This is a genomic window from Leifsonia sp. GW821-FHT13C09, assembly GCF_058806435.1.
On record NZ_JBXAPS010000007.1, the window covers coordinates 61,272 to 79,617 of the forward strand.

The window sequence follows — 18,346 nt, forward strand, 5'->3', positions numbered from 1 at the left end:
TCGGCACGAATCTGCGAGCGCGTCAGGCGCGCGCTCACGGCGTGGCGGTCGGGACAGGGGTCGGCGTGTCCGTCGGCGAGGGCGTGCTGGTGGGCTGCGGCGCGGGCGAGACGGTCGGCGCGGGCGCTGGCGCGGGAGCGGGAGCAGGCGTGCCGCCGGGGCCTGCTGTCGGGGCGGACGTGCTGCCCGGCGCGTCGGAGCCGGTCGGCGCAGGCGAGGGAACCGGCGCCGGCACGGACGACGCCCCGCTTCCCGTCACCGGCACGGCGGCCGGATCGTGGGCGATGATGTCCTTCAGCTCCTTCTCGTACACGAGCAGTTGCGCTTGCAGCGCCGACAACCCGAGCCCCTGGAGGTTGTGCGAGAACGCCATGATCTTCGCCCACAGCGCGGCGATCCTGCTCATGGTGGCCGTGTCGGGCTGACCGCTCACCGTCACCACCAGCTGGTTCGCGAGGGCGGCGGTCATGCAGTCGACGCAGCCGTAGTTCGCGGCCACCGACAGGTTCTGCGGGACCACGACATGCGTCTCGCCGACGAGGATCACCACCTGGAAGGCCACCGCGACGGTCGTGCAGCCCGAGCAGTGCGCGAACGCGTAGGCGGAGTTGGTGTTGAGCGCCGACTGGCCGCCGGTCACCCAGACCAGGGCGAAGGCGACGTCGTACAGCGTCGACCCGTTCGTGGTGTTCACTGCCAGGGCCTGGTTGTCACCGGGACGCGGCGGGGCCGGCTTGTTGAACGGGAAGACCCAGGACGGAGACCGGCCGTCGCGCGGGACCAGGACCATCGCGAGCTGCGGATGGTCGGCGGTCGGACGCGCGCCGCCTCCCGGCCAGATCGTCTGAACGGACCCCGTCGAGCCGGCGGACAGCGTGCCCGATCGGGAGCCGGACTGGTAGGCCGCGGGCGCGAGGATGTCGCTGAGCGTCCCGCGCTCGTACGACTGGATGGGCCGATACGTCTGCGGCGCCGGCCACCAGGCGAAGGCGAGGCCGCCGATCATCGCCAGCACGAGGGCGGCCGCGACGCCGCGGCGCACCGGCCTCCCGCGCGTGCCCGTCCAGAGCCGGACGAGGCCGGTCCGGGCCAGCCGGACCAGGATGTAGAGGGTGCCGAGGATCGGCAGGGCTGTCGCGAGCATGAGGACCAGCTGCGCCGCCCCGGCGGTCGCGTCGCCGCGGCCGAACTCCAGCGCGAGCGCGTGGCCCCGCTCGGCCAGCGCGGCCCAGGCGGTGGCGAGCACCCGCGGGAGCGTCAGCACCATCGTCACCAGCGAGAACAGCAGCATGGGGACGACGACGAGCACCCAGACACTGACGACGGCCCGCGCCCACGGCCGGAGCGTCCGGGACTCCGGACGGCGCCAGCGCCACGGCAGCAGGCCGAGCAGGGTCGGGCCGATGCGCTGGAAGAGGTCGGGCACACCGGTCAGGTCCGCCAGGACGTGGTACCCGTCGAACCGCACGGTCGGCAGCAGCTGGTGGACCATCTGCAGGAGCTGGGTGAGCACGACGAGCAGCAAGGCGTCCCAGCGCGTCGCGAACCAGACGCCCACAATGGCGACGGCGACGATCGCGTTGAAGTACAGGCCGCCGAGGTCTGTGCGGACGCGACCGACCCGTCCCAGCCGGTACGAGTCGGTGACGTCGGTGAAGAACGCCGGCCAGAACAGGTAGAGCCCCATCCCCATCCGGCCCGGGGTCGCGCCGCCGTAACGCGCGCCCGCAGCGTGGCCGAATTCGTGGAAGCCCGCCGACAGGACCGTCACGGCGACGATCAGCAGGAGGACGCCCGGGTCCTGGAACGCATGGTAGGTCGCCGCGGCCAACCCCTGCACCATCAACAGCCACCAGCACGCCGCGACGAACAGGCAGATCACCGGCACGACGACCAGCGGATGGAACAGCCGGGCGAACGGCGCGGTGAGCCGCCGGGTGCGTTCCGGATCGGTGATCTCCTTCCGCAGCCGCAGCCCGAGCAGCGGCGACGACCTCTTGACCTCCGGCTCGCCGCCGTCCGCGCGCGTGAGCAGGCCCAGCGGACGCAGCGACGAGTCGACCAGCTGCGCGACGTCGTCGGGACGGATGACGCGGCCCGCGCGTTCGCTCACGCGCTCCGCGATCTCCCCGATGTCGCGCGTGCCGTCGACCTCGTCGAGGATCGCGTAGAGCAGGGGCGTGAGCTGGAGGACCTGACCGTCGCCGCGGCGGGCGAGCGACGGCGGCTCGCGGTAGCCCGAACCCCGCATGGCACCGATCAGCTGGACGCCGTTGGCGCGTGCGAGCACCTCGGTGGAGCGGTCGGCGGTCCCCCGGGCCGGCGCAGCCTCCTGCTGCGCCGACCCGGCCTCCTGCGCCGCCCGCCCGTCCTGCTCGGCCGGCGGCTTCGATGCGATCGTCACAGCGGTGCGCTACTGCTGCGCAGGCGGCTGTCCGGTGGTCGGCGCGGGCGCCTGCCCGATGTTCGACTGCTGCCCCGCGGTGGCGTCCGCCGAACCGGTGATGTTCTGGTTGATCGCGGCGTCCTGGTGCGACACGGCCGCCGCCTGGCTGTCGATCGAGCCGATGTTGGCGGCCACGCTGGCGTCGATCGGCGCCGCGACGTTCGCGTTCGCGGCGACAGCGCCGTTGATCGGGGCCGCGATGTGGGCGTCGGCTGCGGCGTTGATGTTCACGTTCAGGAGGTTCCCGTCGGTGATCGAGCCCGGCGTCGACGTGGCCGCCGGAGCCGGCGTCGTCGTGTCCGCCGTCGGAGCCATGTTGCTCACCTGCTGGGAGTTGGCCACCGCGTCCGCCGCGATGCCCTGCTGGATGCCCGCGCTCTGGTCGGCGCCCGCGACGGCCGTCGAGCCGGCAGAGAGCACGTTGGCGCCCGCCGAGGCCTCGATCGGGGCCGCGACGTTGGCGTTGGCCGCGACACCGAGGTCGACGGGGGCGACCAGGCCGAGCCCGAGGTTCAGGTCGGCGTTGAGGTCGAGGATGGACGCCACCTCTTTGTCGGGAAGGGGGGTTGCGCCTTCGGCCGCGAGCTCCTCCGCGGAGAGCGGCTGCGGTTCCAGAGTGCTGTCGTCGTTCATGGGAGGCTCCTCTCCGGCGCGGGACGCGCCGATCTCTGCGGACGCTACGACCGCCCTTCGCCCGCAGGAAGGCCGTTTACCTCCGGCGGCCGCTGTGGTACCCGCTGGCCCGCGCGCACAGAGGACGGCCCCGGCATCCACTGGACACCGGGGCCGCCTTGCGCGCTACGCGCACGTCACGCTCTCACTTGAGCGCCGCGATGATCCCGTTCACGTCCGGCGTGCCCCAGCCGGTCGGGCGGTCCCAGCCCGCCGTCGCCGAGTAGCCGCCGCTGTACGTCGGGGTCGTGTTGCTGCCGACCGTCACGTCGTAGAGCAGGCCCTTCGACGCCCAGCTCTTCGCCTGCTGGCCGACGTTGCCGACCGTGTGCCCGACGGCCTGGATGGTGTCCGCCGTCAGGGCCGCCCACTGCGGCGAGCCCGCCGACGTGCCTCCGAAGAAGTAGAGGCCGTTGTTCGCGCCGCCCAGGAAGCCGAGGTACGTGAGCACCCCGGTGTAGACGCTGGCGTTGTAGGCGACGTCGGAGCCGCCCTTCGCCGTGAACAGGCTCGGCGCGCCGCCGGTCTCGCCGATAACGCCGAAGGCGCAGGTCAGCGGGCAGTTCGCGTAGTCGCCCCAGACCGTCTCGCGCGGCTGGTTCAGCCCGCTGCCCGCCCACAGGTTCGTGCCGCCCACCGAGGTCACGTTCGGGTCGGAGGCCGGGAAGGCGTAGTTCGGGAAGCCGGCGCCGTTGTCGGAGCCGCTGTCGCCGGAGGACGCGAAGAGCGACATCCCCTGCGACGCGCCCTTCACGAACGCCTTCTCGCCCTGGCTGGTCTGACCGTTGTTGGCGTTCGGCGACGCGATCAGGTTGTCCGCCTCGCCGAAGCTCATCGACAGCACGTTGCCGAGCTTGTTGTCCACCGCGTACTTGATCGCGTTGTCGATCGTCGCCCCGCGGTCGTTCGCCGCCACCACGAGCGCGATGTTCGCGCCCGGCGCCACCGCGTGCGCCCACTGGACGTCCAGGGAGGTCTCCTCCGCCCAGCCGGTCTGCGTGCCCTTGCCGGTCCAGGTCGGCTTGCCGCCCGGGTAGTAGACCGTCAGGTTCGGCGTCGGGAGACCGAACGCGCCGGAGAAGGCCGCCAGGTCCGACTGAACCGTCGGGCTGCCGAACGCGTCGACGATGACGACGGTCTGCCCGGTGCCCGCGGGGACGCCGTTGATCGTGGCCGGGATGTCGTACGCCGCCCGGATGCTGCTCGGGGTCTGGCAGGCGACGCGGCCGGCGGTCTGCGCCAGGCACTGGGCCGGCGTGAGCGACGGAGTGACGGCGCTGGTGGAGAGTCCGGCCTTCTCGACGATCGGATGGACGCTGTAGACGCCGCTGGTGTCGGGGGTCGCGGCGCTGGGTGTGGCCGCGGACGCCGGTGCCGTCACTGCCACCGCGAGCGCTGCGGCTCCGGCGATAGCGAGGCCGAGTGAGACGAACGACGAACGTTTCATGGTGCTCCCTTGTCCCGCCGCCGCTCCAGCGCGACGGCCCGAGTAGAAACATATGCCGCGTCCCGCACCCAGGGATAGAACGACCTGTCTGAGGTTTCTCTCAGACTTGGGCGCCGCGATTCGTGACGAATGTCGACTCTCGCGCGGCGTAAGGCGACATTCGGCTCGAATGTTGGCGGGCGGCCGTGGGACCGGTCACTTGACGGGACGGCGCGCGTGCGGCAACATCGTCGCCACCGGGGTCGACTCCCGACCGCCCGACCGGCATCCACTCCACTCCAGATCGACGAGGATCACATGCGCAGCAGAATGTTGACGTCAACATTGCAGAGAACCACTCGAAAAGGCCTCATCGCACTCGCGGTGTCCGGCGCGCTCGCCCTGACCGGGATCGGCGTCGCCTCCCCGGCGCTCGCCACCCAGCCCCAGCCCTCGAAGGGCCCGGGCACCTCCGAGTTCAAGGGCGTGAACTGGGCCGACCCGCGGGACAACTACGCCAGCGACGCCGTCGTCCCGACCGGGCTCAGCACCTCCGACAGCTACGGCCAGGTGCTCGCCGCGTCCGAGCGCATCCTCGGCGGGTTCGAGCACAACCTCGGCGCCAACACCGTGCGGCTGCCGATCAACCCTGCCAGCGTGGGCACGGCCTGGTGGAGCTCCTATCGGGCCACGATCGACGCCGCCGCAGCGCGAGGCGACAAGGTCATCCTCAGCTATTGGGAGTCCGACACCAGCAAGGACGGTCTGATCGACGACATCCCCGCCTGGAAGGCGATGTGGGACACCGTCGTCGGCGAGTTCCAGCACACCCCGAACGTCTACTTCGAGCCGATGAACGAGCCGCACGGCTACACGCTCGACCAGTGGGTCACCGTCACCTCGCAGTGGCTGGCCGACCACCGGCAGGTCCCCCGCAACCGGGTCGTCATCAGCGGCACCGGGTACAACGACAACGTCGTCGGGGTCGGCGACGCGCCGCAGCTCAAAGGCACCCTGCTGTCGCTGCACTTCTACGGCTACTGGTCGAACCACACCACCGAGGCGGAGTGGACCGCCGACCTCGCGGGACGGATCGGGGCCTACACCGGCCGCACCATCATCGACGAGGCCGGCTCGCCCATGACGATCGGACTCAACTACGGGGCCCACAACGGGAACGTCTACACCTCCTACCTCGCCGCGGTGACCGACTTCGCCCGGCAGAACCGGATGGGCATCGTCTACTGGCCGGGCCTGCGCGCCGGCGACTCGTACTCGATCGAGTCCCTGCAGCCGGACGGCACCCTCGCCGACAACAGCGCCTCGGGAGTCGCGCAGCTGAAGTGGGGCTACGGCTACGGCGACCAGGAGCCGGTCAACGACCTCCCCGCCGCTCCCCCCGGTCAGGCGCTCGTCGGCCAGGCCTCCGGCCGCTGCGTCGACGTCCCGGGCTTCAGCACGACGCCGGGGACCGCGCTCGACCTCTGGGACTGCAACGGCGGAGGGAACCAGACCTGGAACCTGACCGCCGATCAGCAGCTGACGATCTACGGGAACCTCTGCATGCAGGCCGGCACGGACGGCGCCACCGCGGCCGCCGGCGACCGGGTCGTGATCGCGGACTGCACCGGAGCCGCCGTCCAGCACTGGAACGCGAACCCGAACGGCACCTTCACCCCGGCCGCCGCGCCGGCGCTCTGCCTCGACGCGTCCGGCGCCGGGACCGGCAACGGCACCGCGGTCGACCTGTGGCACTGCAACGGGGCGCCGAACCAGGTGTGGACCCGGAAGTAGCACGCAACGACTCGTGCCGAATGTCGGCTCTCGCGCGGCGAGAGGCGACATTCGGCACGAATGCGGAGGCTCTACGACCTCAGCGGTGGCACTCGCCGGAGCCGGTGTCGGCGTAGTTCAGCACCGACGCCGGCTGGCCGGCTCCGGCGAGCGCCGGAGTGTACGAGTACGAGTAGCCGTGCTGCTTCAGCGTGAACTTCATCGTGCCGTAGCCCTGGTCGAAGCCGGTCAGCACGTTCGCGTTCGCGTAGCTGCCGTCCGCGTTCTTCGCGAGGGTGTCGAGCGCCTCGCCTCCGGTGCCGATGATGAACTCCGGGATGCCGCGCTTCGGGTCGTACTGGCCGGCGGGGTTCATCGGCTTGAGGTGCGCGTAGGCGTGCTCGTGGCCGTTCAGCACCAGCGTGGCGTGGTTGGCGTAGAGCAGCTTCCACCAGGCGCCCGCAACCTGGCCCTCTTGGCCTCCCGCGCCCGGGTCGCCCGCGCCGACCGTCGCCGTGGAGGCCGTGGTCGCGCTGAACGTCGGCTGGTGCCAGTACGCGATCGTGCACTGCTGCTGGTTGCTCTTCAGGTCGCTCGCCAGCCAGGTCGTCTCCTGCGCGAGAAGGCCTCCGTCGGTGGTCGAGCAGTCCTTGGCGAAGGCCGCGGAGTTGCACTCGACGTTCAGCGAGATGATGTGCCAGTTGCCCAGGTTGTACGAGTACCAGCCCTGGTTCGCGCTGGTGTCGTCGCCCGCCTGGCCCGACGTGTTCGGGGTGCCGCTCTGGTCGTGGCCGTTGAAGTAGGCGAAGTAGCCGTTGCCGTTCTGGCCGGCCTCGTTGTCGCCCTTCTTCGTGTACGAGTAGTACTCGTGATTGCCCGGCGCCGGCTTCTCCAGGAACTTCAGGCCGCCCCAGGCCTGCTCGAAGGAGCCCTCGAAGTCGCTCAGCTTGCCGACCTGGTACTGCTCGTCGCCGAGGAGCGCGACCGCGTCCGGCTTCATCGCGTCCGCCTGCTTGGCGGTCGCGAACTCGGCGTCGTAGCCCCCGAGGGTCGGGCTGCCGCACTTGAGGCCGGCCGGGTTGGCCGCGTTGTCGCTGTCGTTCGGCTCGCACGCGATGTCGCCCACGGCGGCGAGCGTGAAGGTCTTGTCGTCGTGCGTCTTGTCGTCGTGCGCCTTGTCATCGTGCGCCGTGACGGCCGAGGCGTACGGCCAGCCGTTGTCGATGACGGGCGCGGCCACGGCCGCAGCCGTGCCGAGGAACGTCGCGGCGACGACGCCGACGGCGATCAGTGAGAGTGTGCGGGTTCTGAAACGCATGGAGATCCTCCTGAAACTGGTGAGCCGCCCCCTGGACAGCTGTGAGCCTCGGAGCGCCGGGCGTCACGTCGGTGAACCAGTGCCGACCGGTCGGTGAACCCTTTCTGCGGACTCTCACAGAAACGCGCCGGACGCATCCGGAACGCCCAGCGAGTCGGCTGGTCACTGCGCGCGGCAACGGGGGTAGCGTGACCGGCGTGCACCAGAACCACGAGCATTCAGCGCAGAAGCTGGCCGAGCGGAGCAGCCCCCCGCCCCGGAGGCCCGACCATCGGCAGCGACTGCTGTTCGGGGCCTCCCTGGCCGCGCTCGGCGTCGTCTTCGGGGACATCGGCACCAGCCCGCTCTACGCGCTGAAGACGGTCTTCCTGCTCGACAACGGCGCGGTACGTGCGCAGCAGGACGACGTGTTCGGGGTCATCTCGCTCATCTTCTGGAGCGTGACGATCATCGTCTCCATCAAGTACATCGGGATCCTGATGCGCGCCGACAACGACGGCGAGGGCGGCGTGATGGCCCTGGCGGCGCTGGCGCAGCGCCTCTACGCGACGAAGGCGGGGAAGGCCGGCACGCTGCTGGTCGTCGGCATCGTCGGCGTCTCGCTCTTCTACGGCGACTCGATCATCACGCCCGCGATCTCGGTGTTGTCCGCTGTCGAGGGCCTCCACGTCACCGTGCCGGCGATCTCGCACCTGGTCATCCCCATCGCGGCCGTTATCCTGATCGCACTTTTCGTGGTGCAGAAGTTCGGCACCGGGAAGGTCGGCGTGCTGTTCGGGCCGGTCATGGTCCTGTGGTTCGTCGTGATCGGGGTGGCCGGGCTCGTGATGGTCGTCCAGTACCCGGCCGTGCTGCTCGGGCTGTCGCCGACGTACGCCTTCGCCTTCCTCGTCAGCAAGCCGCTGATCGCGTTCGTGGCGCTCGGCGCGGTGGTCCTGGTCATCACCGGAGCGGAGGCCCTCTACGCGGACATGGGCCACTTCGGCCGGGCGCCGATCAGCCGGGCCTGGTTCTTCCTGGTGTTCCCGGCGCTGACGCTCAACTACCTCGGCCAGGCCGCCCTGGTGCTCAACAATCCGGCGGCCAGAGCGAACCCCTTCTTCCTGCTCATCCCGGAGTGGGGCCGGCTCCCGGTCGTCATCCTGGCGACGGCGGCGACGGTGATCGCGAGCCAGGCGGTGATCTCCGGCGCCTACTCGCTCTCCCGCCAGGCCGTGCAGCTCGGGTTGCTGCCGCCGCTGACCGTCAAGCAGACCTCCCAGCACGAGGGCGGCCAGGTCTATCTGCCGGCGGTCAACCTCCTGCTGTTCATCGGCGTCATGGCCGTCATGCTCTCGTTCGGCTCGTCCGACCGGCTGTCGACGGCGTACGGCATCTCGGTCACCGGCGCGCTGGTCGTGGACACCGTGCTGCTGCTGCTCGTCGCACGGCCGCTCTGGCACTGGGCGCCGTGGAAGATCGTGCTCGCCGCCGTGGCCTTCGGCGGCCTCGAGCTCAGCTTCCTGGCCGGCAACCTCTCCAAGATCATCAACGGCGGCTGGGTGCCGCTGCTGATCGCCGGCGTCGTGATCCTCGTGATGACGACGTGGCGCCGGGGGCGTGCGCTGGTGCAGGCCGACCGCCTGAAGAAGGAAGGCTCGATGGCGGACTTCATCGAGGAGATCCGCAAGCAGAACCTCGCCCGGGTGCCGGGCATCGCGATCTTCCCGCACCCGAACAAGGCCACCACCCCGCTGGCGCTGCGCGCCAACGTCAAACACAACCACGTCCTCCACGAGCACGTGATCATCGTGGGCGTCAGCACCGCGCAGGTGCCGCACGTGCCGGCCGCGGACGCCTTCGACTACGACCCGCTCGGCTACGCCGACGACGGCATCGAGTTCCTGCACATCACGTTCGGCTTCTCTGACGAGCCGGACATCCCGCGCGCACTCCGCGCCGCGGTGCGGGAGGGCGTCCTTCCGCTGGACTCGGCGAACTTCAAGCAGGCGTCCTACTTCATCTCCCGCGGCGCGATCCGCATCACCCGGAAGGACAGCATGGTGCCGTGGCGCCGGTCGCTGTTCATCGCGCTCGCCCACAACGCCGCCAACCCGGCGGCGCGGTTCGGGCTGCCGGCGTTGCGGACGGTCACGATGGGCAGCGACGTCGAGATCTGAGGCGTCGCGGGCTCAGCTCTTCGCCGCCGCGCGGATCACCTCCGCGATCTCCGCGTGCCGCGGGATGAACGCCGTGTGGGACCCGTCGATGCACCGCGTGGGGCAAGAGCCGACCGCTACTCGGCTTCGCCGGTCTCCGCGTCCAGCTCCGTGCGCACCTCGTGCTCGACCAGCACGGGCACGAAGTCGCGCACGGCCGCGTCCTCGTACTGCTCGTAGCGCTGCTCTACCAGCTGGTCGATCTCCTCCTTCGGCACCTCAGGGAACCGATTGCTGAGCCGCTCGGCAGCGTGCTCGAGTGCCACGGCTTCGTCCTGCAGACCCGCACCCTGGGTGCGCTTGTCGTGTTCGCTCGTCATGCCGCGATTGTCCGCCCGGCAGCCGAAAAGGCAAGTGAACGCCTGCCGAACGAGCGGCCGCTACGCCGCGAAGACCGTCCTCCCGGCCACGATCGTCTCGACCACGCGCGCTCGGAGCAGGGACGTGGCGCCCTCCGCGAAGACGTCGGAGTCGAGCACCGCGAGGTCGGCCGCGTACCCCGGCGCGATCCGCCCGCGCCAGTCGCCGTCGCCCACCGACGCCGCCGCGTCCCGCGTCGCGTGCGCCACCGCCCGCTCCAGCGGCAGCGCGTACTGCGGGTGCACCGCAGGGACGGACGGGTCGAGCGCGGAGGCGCGGGTGGAGGCCACGTAGAGGTTCGCGAGCGCCTGGTGCGGCGCGGTCGGCGAGTCCGTCGAGAAGGCGAGGAGCGCGCCGGCATCCTCGTACTCCGGCCACGGGAACGCCCGCTCGACCCGCTCGTCGCCCAGCATCTCGGCCCAGTTCTCGAAGATCGCCGGGTCGGAGTGCACCGGCTGCATCGAGGCTGTGACGCCGAGACGCGCCATCCGCTCCGCCGTCCCTGGGGCGGCGTACTCGAGGTGCTCGATGCGGTGCCGGCGCGGACGATCGCCGTTGACGGCGACCGCGTGCTCGAGCGCGTCGAGGGCGAGCTGACTCGCGTAGTCGCCGATCGCGTGCTGAGCGATCTGAAGGCCGGCCGCGTCCGCCGCGGCGACGACCGGGGCCAGCCGTTCGAGCGGCCAGATCGGGTCGGCGTTGCTCCCGTCCGCGTAAGGCTGTCGCATCGCCGCCGTGCAGGCGTCGATCACGCCGTCCAGGATGAGCTTGATGCCGACCACGCGCAGCCACGGCGTCGCCGGCTCGGCGGCGAGCTGCGCCGCCCGCTCGACCTGCGCCAGGTTCGCCGCGTCGTCCCCGGTGTTCGTGATCAGCCAGTGCGCCGCGACGCGGAGCGGGAGCTCTCCGCCGCGCCGCTCCTGCGCGCGCTTCAGCGCGGCGAGACCGAACTCGTCGAACGCCATGTCGACCACGCCGGCGACCCCGGTCGCGAGATAGGCGTCGATGGTGCGCTCGACGTGCGCGTCGCGGTCGGCGTCGGTGGTGGCCGCGTCGCGCTGCGCCCAGGCGTACTGCGTCGCCGCTGTCTCCAGCAGCAGGCCGGTCGGCTCGCCGTCCGCGTCGCGCACGATCTCGCCGCCGATCGGGTCGGGGGTGTCGCGGGTGATGCCGAGTTCGGCGAGCGCCGCGCTGTTCACCCAGCAGGAGTGGTAGTCGTTGGCGTCCAAGTACACCGGGAGGTCCGGGAGCACCGCGTCGATCATCGCCGCGGTCGGGGCCCCGCCCGGGATCGCGTCGAACAGCCAGCCACGCCCGCGCAGCGCGGTCGCGTCGGGCTGCGCCTCGCGGGCCTCCACCAGCAGCCGGAGGATGCCGTCGAGGTCGCGCGCGTCGGTCAGGTAGACCTGGCCGAGCGCGGCGCCCATCATCAGCAGGTGGGTGTGCGCGTCGGTGATCGCGGGGAGGACGAGCCGGCCCTCCAGGTCGACGGTGCGGTCGGCGGCGGGCGTCGCGCCGTCCTCCCCCACCCAGGTGATCGTGTCGCCGGTCACGGCGAACGCGCTCGCCCAGGCGGAGTCCGGATCCGCGTCCGCGGTGAAGACGCGGCCGTTGCGGTAGAGCGTGGTCGGGTTGCGGTCGGTCACAGCCGGCCCTCCTTTCCGAGCCGGGTCCGGCTCAACAGTGAATAGATCGACGCGCTCACGGTCATCCCGACCGGCACGGACAGGTCGATGTGCCCGATAGCTCCCGAGATCGCCCCCGTCCAGACGTCGGTCGACAGGCACAGCGCCGTCGCGACGCCGCCGACCACCAGAGCGGTGATGCCCGGGACGCTCCAGCCGCCGGTGTACCAGAACCGGCCTCCCCGCCGGTCGTCGAACAGGTCGAGGCCGTCGTAGACGTTGCGGCGCCGGATCACATCGACCACGAAGATCGCCATCGCCGGCCCGGACACCACGACCAGGAACTGCAGCAGCAGATTGGCGGCCTCCAGGAGGCTGGACGACAGCACCAGGTAGATGGTCAGCGCCGTCCCGACGACGCCGACGATGATCGCGGCCGGGATGCGCTTGAGCTTGAACCCGATCGCCTGCAGCGACATGCTGGAGGAGTAGGCGGTCATCGCGTTGAGCGCGATCGTGTTCACGATGACGCCGATGACCAGCAGCGGCCCCATCCAGCCCGGGAGCAGGTCGAACAGCGCGACGTCGATCCCCGCGTCGAAAGCACCCGACTTCAGCCCGGTCGCCAGCAGGACGCCGACGATCGTGAACACCACGAACGGGAGGGCACCGCCGAGCGCCGTCGCCGCCGCGATGTGCGACGCCTTGGTCGAGCGCGGCAGGTAGCGGGCGAGGTCCGGGCTGTTGATGAACGACAGCGGCGAGGAGGCGAGGATGGTGAACCCGACCGTGATCGCCGACCAGAGCGCGATCCCGCTCAGCGGGTGCGCGGCCGTGTAGCCCCAGTTCACCGTCGGCAGGATGAACAGCGAGACGCCCACGAAGATCACGAACAGCAGGACCGCCATGACCGGGTAGACGCGCAGGATGAGCGCGTGCCCGAAGATCGCCACCGCGATGGTCACCGCCGAGACCACGATCGTCACGCCGATCGGCACCCAGACCGGATCGCTCAGCCCGACCCGCCGCAGCAGGTCCGCGCCCATGAAGGACGACGCCAGCCAGGTCAGCGCGAGGAAGACCGCGCCGATGAACCAGCCGACGAACGCGACGAACAGCTTGTTGCCGATGATCCCGTACATGGCGCGGGTCACCACCGAGCCCGAGGTGCCGGAGGCCGGTCCGCTGGCGGCGATGATGCCAGGGAACACCCAGAGCAGTGCGGTGGCCATGATCACGAGGACCGCCTGCCAGATCTCCAGGCCGAGGAGGATCAGCGTCGCGCCGATCGTGAAGTTGAGGATGCTCACCCCGGGCGCCGCCCAGACGAAGAACAGGTCGCGGGCCCGGCCGTGCCGGTCGGCGTCGCCGATGACCTCGATCCCGCGGGTCTCGGGTTGGGTGGACACATCCACGAATTCTTCGGCGCCGATCCGTTCTCCGGTCATGGCGTTCCTTTCGACTCAGCTCCATTGCTATTGGTCAGGTGCCCAATTGGCTATTGGTCAGTCATTCAATAGCATGGGAGTCATGGAGTCAAGAGCGACGTCCGAGAACGCCTCCCGTCAGGCGGAGGCGCAGCAGGCGGCCACGAGCCAGCCCCGCTCGCGCAAGCCCGCCGAGGAGCGCCGCGAGGAGATCCTCGCCGCGGCCGCCGAGATCGCGATCGAGGAGGGCCTGGAGCGGATCACTCTCCGCGCCGTCGCCGCCCGGCTCGGGGTGCGGCCCGGACTCATCTCGCACTACTTCCCTGCGGCAGAAGACCTGGTCGACGAGGCGTTCGCGCGCGCGGCGACGATCGAGCGCGAGCGCTTCTTCCCGACCGAGGGCCCGCCGCTGGAGCGGCTCGCGCACTTCGTCCAGCACATCGACTCCGGGGCGTCGTGGCCGCTGGCCCGGCTGTGGCTGAACGCTCGCCACCTCTCCCGCTTCACCCCGTCCCTGGAGGAGACGCTGCGCGAGCAGGACGCCCTCGACCGCTCCCGGCTGCGAGCCATCGTGGAGGAGGGCGTGGACGCGGGGGTGTTCGCCGACGTCGACCCCGAATGGGCAAGCATCCGCATCCTGATCGCCGTCGACGGCAGCGGCTCGTACGTCAACAGCGCCGGCGACCTCAGCAACCCCGCCCAGGTGCGCTTCGTCGCGGACGTGGTGGAGTGGACGCTGGGACTGGAGGCGGGGGCGCTGGGCACGACGGCGTGACGTCCGCGGGCCGCGTCCGTGCCGGCCGGCTCTGGCGATTTCTCGACTCGGTCCAGATGTGCTTGCTCCCCAGCAACTAATTGTTGTTATCGTGTCCTCACCGCACTCACACGCTTTACCCGAAGGGCGTCTGGAAAAATGAGCACCGTGGTCGACCAGGTTCCGGCCTACCCTCTCCCGCAGACGCCACCGCGCGACTCCCCTCAGGCCGGCCTGGGGCGCCCGACCGTCACCGCGTTCGTCGACGGCGTGTCCGGCCACAACGACCGCGCGCGCCGGGCCACCATCGACCTCGCGAAGACACTGGGCCGGCGGATCGAGGCGAAGGTCGCCGTGATCGGCGAAGGCGCGTCCCAGGGGCAGAGCCTCGGCTGGCGGGCCGCCCTCCACCAGGCGCAGCCCGAGCTCGACGCCCTGGCCGAGACGACGGAGCACTCCCTGCGGACCGCCGCCTTCAGCGCCTTCTGCCTGACCAGGAACGCGGCCGCCCTCGCCACCCTCCCCGCGGTCGCCCGCGCCCACCCGGACGCCGCAATCGTGTGGCTGGGCGCGCACCCCTGCCTGCACACCCCCACGACCACCCGCACCGGCGACCTCAGCGGGATGGCGCTCGGCGCCGCGACCGGACTGTGGCAGTCCGGCCACGGCGGCGAACTCGCCCTGTCGAACGTGGTGCTGGTCGGCGCCCGCGACCTCGACCAGGCCGAGAGGCACATCATCGCCAACTCCCCCATCCGCAACGTCCCGGCCGGCCCGCGGATGCAGGAGGAGCTGGCCGCGACGATCGCCGGCCGCGAGGTGTTCGTGCACTTCTCGGCCGACGTCCTGCAGCCCGGCATCGTCCTCACCGACTACCAGATCGCGAACGGCCTGACCATCGACAACGTCGTGACCACGGCCCGCACCCTGGCCGGCGAGCGCGTGATCGGCCTCCAGCTCAGCGAACTCGAGCACGACCCGACCGACCGCTTCAACACGTCGGCGCAGCTCGTGGTGGAAATGCTGTCGCCGCTGCTGCCGCGAAGTTGACGGGCGACGCGCCCCTACCGCGCCAGGCGACGCGAATAGCGGCTGAGCTGGATGGCGGACGTGAGCACATACACCAGTAGGAACGGCGCCATGCCGACTGCGGCAGATGCGAGCACTCCCAGCGCATAGGCCACCGACGCCGCAGGTGTCAGGAGGAGCGCGGCGCAGGCGTATCCGATCGCGGCGACGACCCACGCGACGACCCACGTCGACATGATGACCGCGAAGAGTCGACCGGGAGTGACTGGGCGACCCCGACCGAACCACCGACGATCAGGTTTCAAGCTGACAAGCGCAACAACGGTCGCGACCGCGCTGAAGCTGAACCACAGAACGGCTACGACTGCGGCGAAAAAGACCTGGATGAGCGCGACGATCACCACCATTGGCGCGGTGACGGCAAGAGGTACACCGATCGCCTCGCCTGTCCGGAAGCCTTTCGGAGACGTTGTCGAGATGGGGCTGTCCCTTCCTAGGTGAGGACCGTCACGTTGCTCATGTGCTGGGCGAACAAGTACCAGTTCGCGGTTGCCCCCGTCAGGTAGGCGGGTCGACCCACGCCTGTGGGATTGTCATTGACGATGTACCCGTAGACCCGAAGCGTGTATGTGGACTCGCCAGGCTTTTGGAAGAAGTCGAACGAGATCCAACTTCCGAGTCCGTCCACGTGACCACGTGCCGCATCGAAGATGAAGCCCCAGGCGTGGTGCCCCGGAATCGGGCGATAGTCCTCGTTTCTGAACGTGCAAGCGAACGACCAGGGTCCGACAGTCAGTGGAAGGCTCTGGCCCGCGCCAGGGAAGTTACGGGGCGCTCCCGGGACAGGAAACGAGCAATTGAAGCACCCGTGAAGCGCGAGCCGCGCCACTTCAGGAGTCGTGCTTCCAATCCCGTAGTCATTCAGGTAGTCCCAGGCCGGGTCCGCGATCACGGGATAGGTCGTCTGAGCAGTTATGTCCACCCGCTGCACGAGATCGCTTCCGTCGAACTCATACCGGCTCGGAAGCTCGATCCCGTTGGCATCTCGAGCCCACGGCGCACGGATGAAGAGACCCGCCCCATCGACTTGGTCGACGAAAAAGCTTCCATCAGCACGCGAGTCAATGCTCGTCATGTTCAGCGGAAGAGCGACCCTGAACGAATCCAGTTCGCTCTTACTCACCGCTGCGAAGATGATTTGAGCGCCTGCAGGCGTCGGTTTTGCGTAGACCGCAGCAGTCGCGTCGGCATTGGAGTAAACCGAGTAGGCTCCGACTCTCTCGACGAAAGAAACCGAGCTATCCAGAGCCACCGCCGTCTCTGTCTTGAACTCTTCGGCCGACACCGTGAAACGCTGAGGTTTAAGCATCCGCGACCTGGCCCCTGGATCCGGCGAGCTTCGTTCCAGCGTGACTTCGTCGGATGTCGGCGTCTCTTTGTCCGGAGCGAGCGCGCTCATCATCGACATGGGATCCAGCAGGTCAGCAGGCTCGGCGGCGTTCGCGCTCACCGCAAATCCGCCGACAGAAGTCAACGCGAGTGCTGACGCGAGAAGAAGGCTCGAAAGCGAACGGGTAGCAGGAAACGACACTGGTGCTCCGATAGCGAGCTCTGGGCATCTCCCGAGCTGTCACTTTCGGCACGCTATCGGTCTGACATACACATTTTCGATTTTGCAAGAGCAATGTTCGGCTGAGCAACGCCTTTCTTAACATTCCTAATCACCCGCGCAACGCCTCGGCAGCCGCTGCTGCCCAGGGGCCTAGCGAAGGGGAGCGCGAGATGCTGTCGCCGCTGCTGCCGCGGCCGTAGCTGTGGTGCCCGGCTGATTTTCGCGCCCCGGGTGATGCGCAGGGCGATGTGCGTCTACGCGGGTCGCCCGTCTCGGCCTCCTCACTGGCGGAAGCCGCTTCCACGCGTGGCCGAGGATCGAATCGGGGGCGTTATCCTCGCCCGATGGGAAACGACGCGACGGGCACCATTCTGCTGACTTTGACGGTCGGCCTGCTCGCCCCAGCCGGTCTCACAGCTGCGGTGCTGGGGAGGTTGTGGTGGACGTCGTCTCGATCGCGACGACGCTCTCGGGCGTCGTGACCTGATTTCGATACGGGCGTCGCTGCCGCCGCGGGCTCGGCCGGGCAGCAGCGACGCGCCACTCAGGCGAACGTCGTCACTCCGCGGCGATCCCCTCCCCACCTGCAGCACCCGGCACAACCACGGACCCCACGCTCGTCAGCCCGCCGCCGGCGTTCACCCGGAACCCGTCGACCGCTCCGTCCTTTCCGGTCTGGACGTAGAGGAACCCGCCGTCCCCGGTGACAGTCGCGTCGACCGTCCCCGCGCCGGTAGCCGTGTTCCCGAGGGCCGTCAGTGCGCCCGCGCCCGGGTCGAGGTACCCGGACACCGTGCCGCTTCCGGCGTTGGAGGCGTAGAACGCCGCGCCGTCGCGTGCGATCCAGCATGTCGCCGCCTGTCCCGTCGCGGCGTTCGCGATCGGGGTGACGACGCCGCTCGGCGCGAGGGCGAACGTGGCCACGGAGTTCGTGCCCGCCTCGGCCACCACCAGGTGGCCGCCCGCGTCGAACGAGACGGCGAACGGCACCGCGCCCGGCTCGACGTTGGTCACGGGATGCTGCGACAGGCCGCCCAGCCGGTCGACGCCGAACACGTCGATCGCGCTGCCGTTGCCCTTGGTGGTGACGACGATCTGCGACCCGTCCGGGGTGAACGCCACCTGCCCCGGCGTGTGCGTGAACTCCGGCGTGAGGGTCGGGTCGAGTCCGAGCGGGCGGTTCCAGACCGGGATGCGGACCAGGAAGCCGGCCACCCGGACGAAGCCCTGCACCGCGCCTCCCGCGCGCGCGTTAAGCACGTAGACCAGGCCGCCGTGCGCGGTCACGCTGACCGGGAAGCTCCCGCCCGATCCGATGACCTCCCGGCGGACGAGCTGGTCCCCGTGCACGGCGAAGACCGTCACCGTGTTACTCCCGGCGTTGACCGCGTAGAGGAGGCCGCGGTCGAGGAGGAGCGAGCCTTGCGACGCGAGGTGGTCCACGACCGCGCCCGTGAGCGCGCCGCCGAGGCCGCCGGTCGGGTACGTCCCGGCCTGGTGCAGCGAGCCGTCCGCCGCGCGATCGTAGGCGACGACGGCGTTGCCCGCGAGCCCGTCGGTCTGGACGAACACCGCCGAACCGGTGCCTGCGGAGTCCGGGAGGCCGCCGTCGACCGGGGGCGCGGCGAGGGCGGGCCCCGCGAAGAGGGCCGTCGCGGCGACGGCGACCGCCGACGCGAGAGCGAGACGAAGTGGTGTTCTCATGA

At 70.1% G+C, this 18,346-nt stretch carries 14 protein-coding genes; 4 read left to right on the forward strand and 10 right to left on the reverse strand.

Going from position 1 to position 18,346, the window contains the following annotated elements; genetic code table 11:
• Nucleotides 1–34: 34 nt before the first annotated feature.
• From AC1ROW_RS18720 to AC1ROW_RS18730, 3 genes are all read right to left on the reverse strand, one after another.
• The gene (locus tag AC1ROW_RS18720) at nucleotides 35–2,404 is read right to left on the reverse strand and encodes a hypothetical protein (RefSeq protein ID WP_493020633.1); all 2,370 of its coding nucleotides are present in this window, start codon (nucleotides 2,402–2,404) and stop codon (nucleotides 35–37) included.
• Nucleotides 2,405–2,413: 9 nt separating this feature from the next.
• On the reverse strand, nucleotides 2,414–3,079 hold the full coding sequence (locus AC1ROW_RS18725) for a peptidoglycan-binding protein (protein ID WP_493020635.1): 666 nt from the start codon (nucleotides 3,077–3,079) through the stop codon (nucleotides 2,414–2,416).
• A 184-nt stretch (nucleotides 3,080–3,263) separates the two neighbouring features.
• Nucleotides 3,264–4,565: a S53 family peptidase gene (locus tag AC1ROW_RS18730; protein WP_493020637.1), complete on the reverse strand. Its 1,302-nt coding sequence runs from the start codon at nucleotides 4,563–4,565 to the stop codon at nucleotides 3,264–3,266.
• A 324-nt stretch (nucleotides 4,566–4,889) separates the two neighbouring features.
• Here AC1ROW_RS18730 and AC1ROW_RS18735 point away from each other — a divergent pair, with 324 nt between their 5' ends.
• Nucleotides 4,890–6,338 (forward strand): ricin-type beta-trefoil lectin domain protein, encoded by a 1,449-nt coding sequence (locus AC1ROW_RS18735; RefSeq protein ID WP_493020639.1) that lies wholly within the window; start codon nucleotides 4,890–4,892, stop codon nucleotides 6,336–6,338.
• A gap of 79 nt (nucleotides 6,339–6,417) precedes the next feature.
• On the opposite strand, the gene AC1ROW_RS18740 is transcribed toward AC1ROW_RS18735, so the two are convergent.
• Nucleotides 6,418–7,635 (reverse strand): metallophosphoesterase family protein, encoded by a 1,218-nt coding sequence (locus tag AC1ROW_RS18740; protein ID WP_493020641.1) that lies wholly within the window; start codon nucleotides 7,633–7,635, stop codon nucleotides 6,418–6,420.
• Nucleotides 7,636–7,832: 197 nt separating this feature from the next.
• On the opposite strand from AC1ROW_RS18740, the gene AC1ROW_RS18745 reads away from it, so the two are divergent.
• A complete protein-coding gene (locus AC1ROW_RS18745) occupies nucleotides 7,833–9,794 on the forward strand; it encodes a potassium transporter Kup (protein ID WP_493020643.1) in 1,962 nt (653 codons plus the stop codon).
• A gap of 116 nt (nucleotides 9,795–9,910) precedes the next feature.
• On the opposite strand, the gene AC1ROW_RS18750 is transcribed toward AC1ROW_RS18745, so the two are convergent.
• From AC1ROW_RS18750 to AC1ROW_RS18760, 3 genes are read right to left on the reverse strand one after another with little or no spacing between them, the layout of a single operon-like run.
• The gene (locus AC1ROW_RS18750) at nucleotides 9,911–10,153 is read right to left on the reverse strand and encodes a three-helix bundle dimerization domain-containing protein (protein WP_493020645.1); all 243 of its coding nucleotides are present in this window, start codon (nucleotides 10,151–10,153) and stop codon (nucleotides 9,911–9,913) included.
• A 60-nt stretch (nucleotides 10,154–10,213) separates the two neighbouring features.
• Complete coding sequence (locus AC1ROW_RS18755; RefSeq protein WP_493020647.1) at nucleotides 10,214–11,839, reverse strand: amidohydrolase; 1,626 nt, start codon at nucleotides 11,837–11,839, stop codon at nucleotides 10,214–10,216.
• Entirely contained in the window at nucleotides 11,836–13,266 is a 1,431-nt protein-coding gene (locus tag AC1ROW_RS18760) for a purine-cytosine permease family protein (protein WP_493020649.1), read from the reverse strand. The genes AC1ROW_RS18755 and AC1ROW_RS18760 overlap by 4 nt, the downstream gene beginning before the upstream one ends.
• 82 nt (nucleotides 13,267–13,348) lie before the next feature.
• Between AC1ROW_RS18760 and AC1ROW_RS18765 the strand changes: the two genes are divergently transcribed.
• Entirely contained in the window at nucleotides 13,349–14,020 is a 672-nt protein-coding gene (locus AC1ROW_RS18765; RefSeq protein WP_493020651.1) for a TetR/AcrR family transcriptional regulator, read from the forward strand.
• A gap of 138 nt (nucleotides 14,021–14,158) precedes the next feature.
• Nucleotides 14,159–15,049 (forward strand): arginase family protein, encoded by an 891-nt coding sequence (locus AC1ROW_RS18770; RefSeq protein ID WP_493020653.1) that lies wholly within the window; start codon nucleotides 14,159–14,161, stop codon nucleotides 15,047–15,049.
• Nucleotides 15,050–15,063: 14 nt separating this feature from the next.
• Here the strand turns inward: AC1ROW_RS18770 and AC1ROW_RS18775 are convergent, their stop codons facing one another.
• From AC1ROW_RS18775 to AC1ROW_RS18785, 3 genes are all read right to left on the reverse strand, one after another.
• Nucleotides 15,064–15,435 carry a hypothetical protein gene (locus tag AC1ROW_RS18775; protein WP_493020655.1) on the reverse strand — a complete coding sequence of 124 codons (372 nt, stop codon included), beginning with the start codon at nucleotides 15,433–15,435 and terminating at the stop codon, nucleotides 15,064–15,066.
• 86 nt (nucleotides 15,436–15,521) lie between these two features.
• Nucleotides 15,522–16,538, reverse strand: coding sequence for a hypothetical protein (locus AC1ROW_RS18780; protein WP_493020657.1), 1,017 nt, complete (start codon nucleotides 16,536–16,538; stop codon nucleotides 15,522–15,524).
• Between the two features lie 660 nt (nucleotides 16,539–17,198).
• Entirely contained in the window at nucleotides 17,199–18,344 is a 1,146-nt protein-coding gene (locus tag AC1ROW_RS18785) for a lactonase family protein (protein WP_493020659.1), read from the reverse strand.
• Between the last annotated feature and the right edge of the window lie 2 nt (nucleotides 18,345–18,346).

Bases quoted from the DNA above. Each gene is read 5' to 3' on its own strand.
- AC1ROW_RS18725 (WP_493020635.1), bottom strand. From the start codon at position 3,079: ATGAACGACGACAGCACTCTGGAACCGCAGCCGCTCTCCGCGGAGGAG.
- AC1ROW_RS18730 (WP_493020637.1), bottom strand. From the start codon at position 4,565: ATGAAACGTTCGTCGTTCGTCTCACTCGGCCTCGCTATCGCCGGAGCC.
- AC1ROW_RS18740 (WP_493020641.1), bottom strand. From the start codon at position 7,635: ATGCGTTTCAGAACCCGCACACTCTCACTGATCGCCGTCGGCGTCGTC.
- AC1ROW_RS18750 (WP_493020645.1), bottom strand. From the start codon at position 10,153: ATGACGAGCGAACACGACAAGCGCACCCAGGGTGCGGGTCTGCAGGAC.
- AC1ROW_RS18760 (WP_493020649.1), bottom strand. From the start codon at position 13,266: ATGACCGGAGAACGGATCGGCGCCGAAGAATTCGTGGATGTGTCCACC.
- AC1ROW_RS18765 (WP_493020651.1), top strand. From the start codon at position 13,349: ATGGAGTCAAGAGCGACGTCCGAGAACGCCTCCCGTCAGGCGGAGGCG.
- AC1ROW_RS18770 (WP_493020653.1), top strand. From the start codon at position 14,159: ATGAGCACCGTGGTCGACCAGGTTCCGGCCTACCCTCTCCCGCAGACG.
- AC1ROW_RS18775 (WP_493020655.1), bottom strand. From the start codon at position 15,435: ATGGTGGTGATCGTCGCGCTCATCCAGGTCTTTTTCGCCGCAGTCGTA.
- AC1ROW_RS18785 (WP_493020659.1), bottom strand. From the start codon at position 18,344: ATGAGAACACCACTTCGTCTCGCTCTCGCGTCGGCGGTCGCCGTCGCC.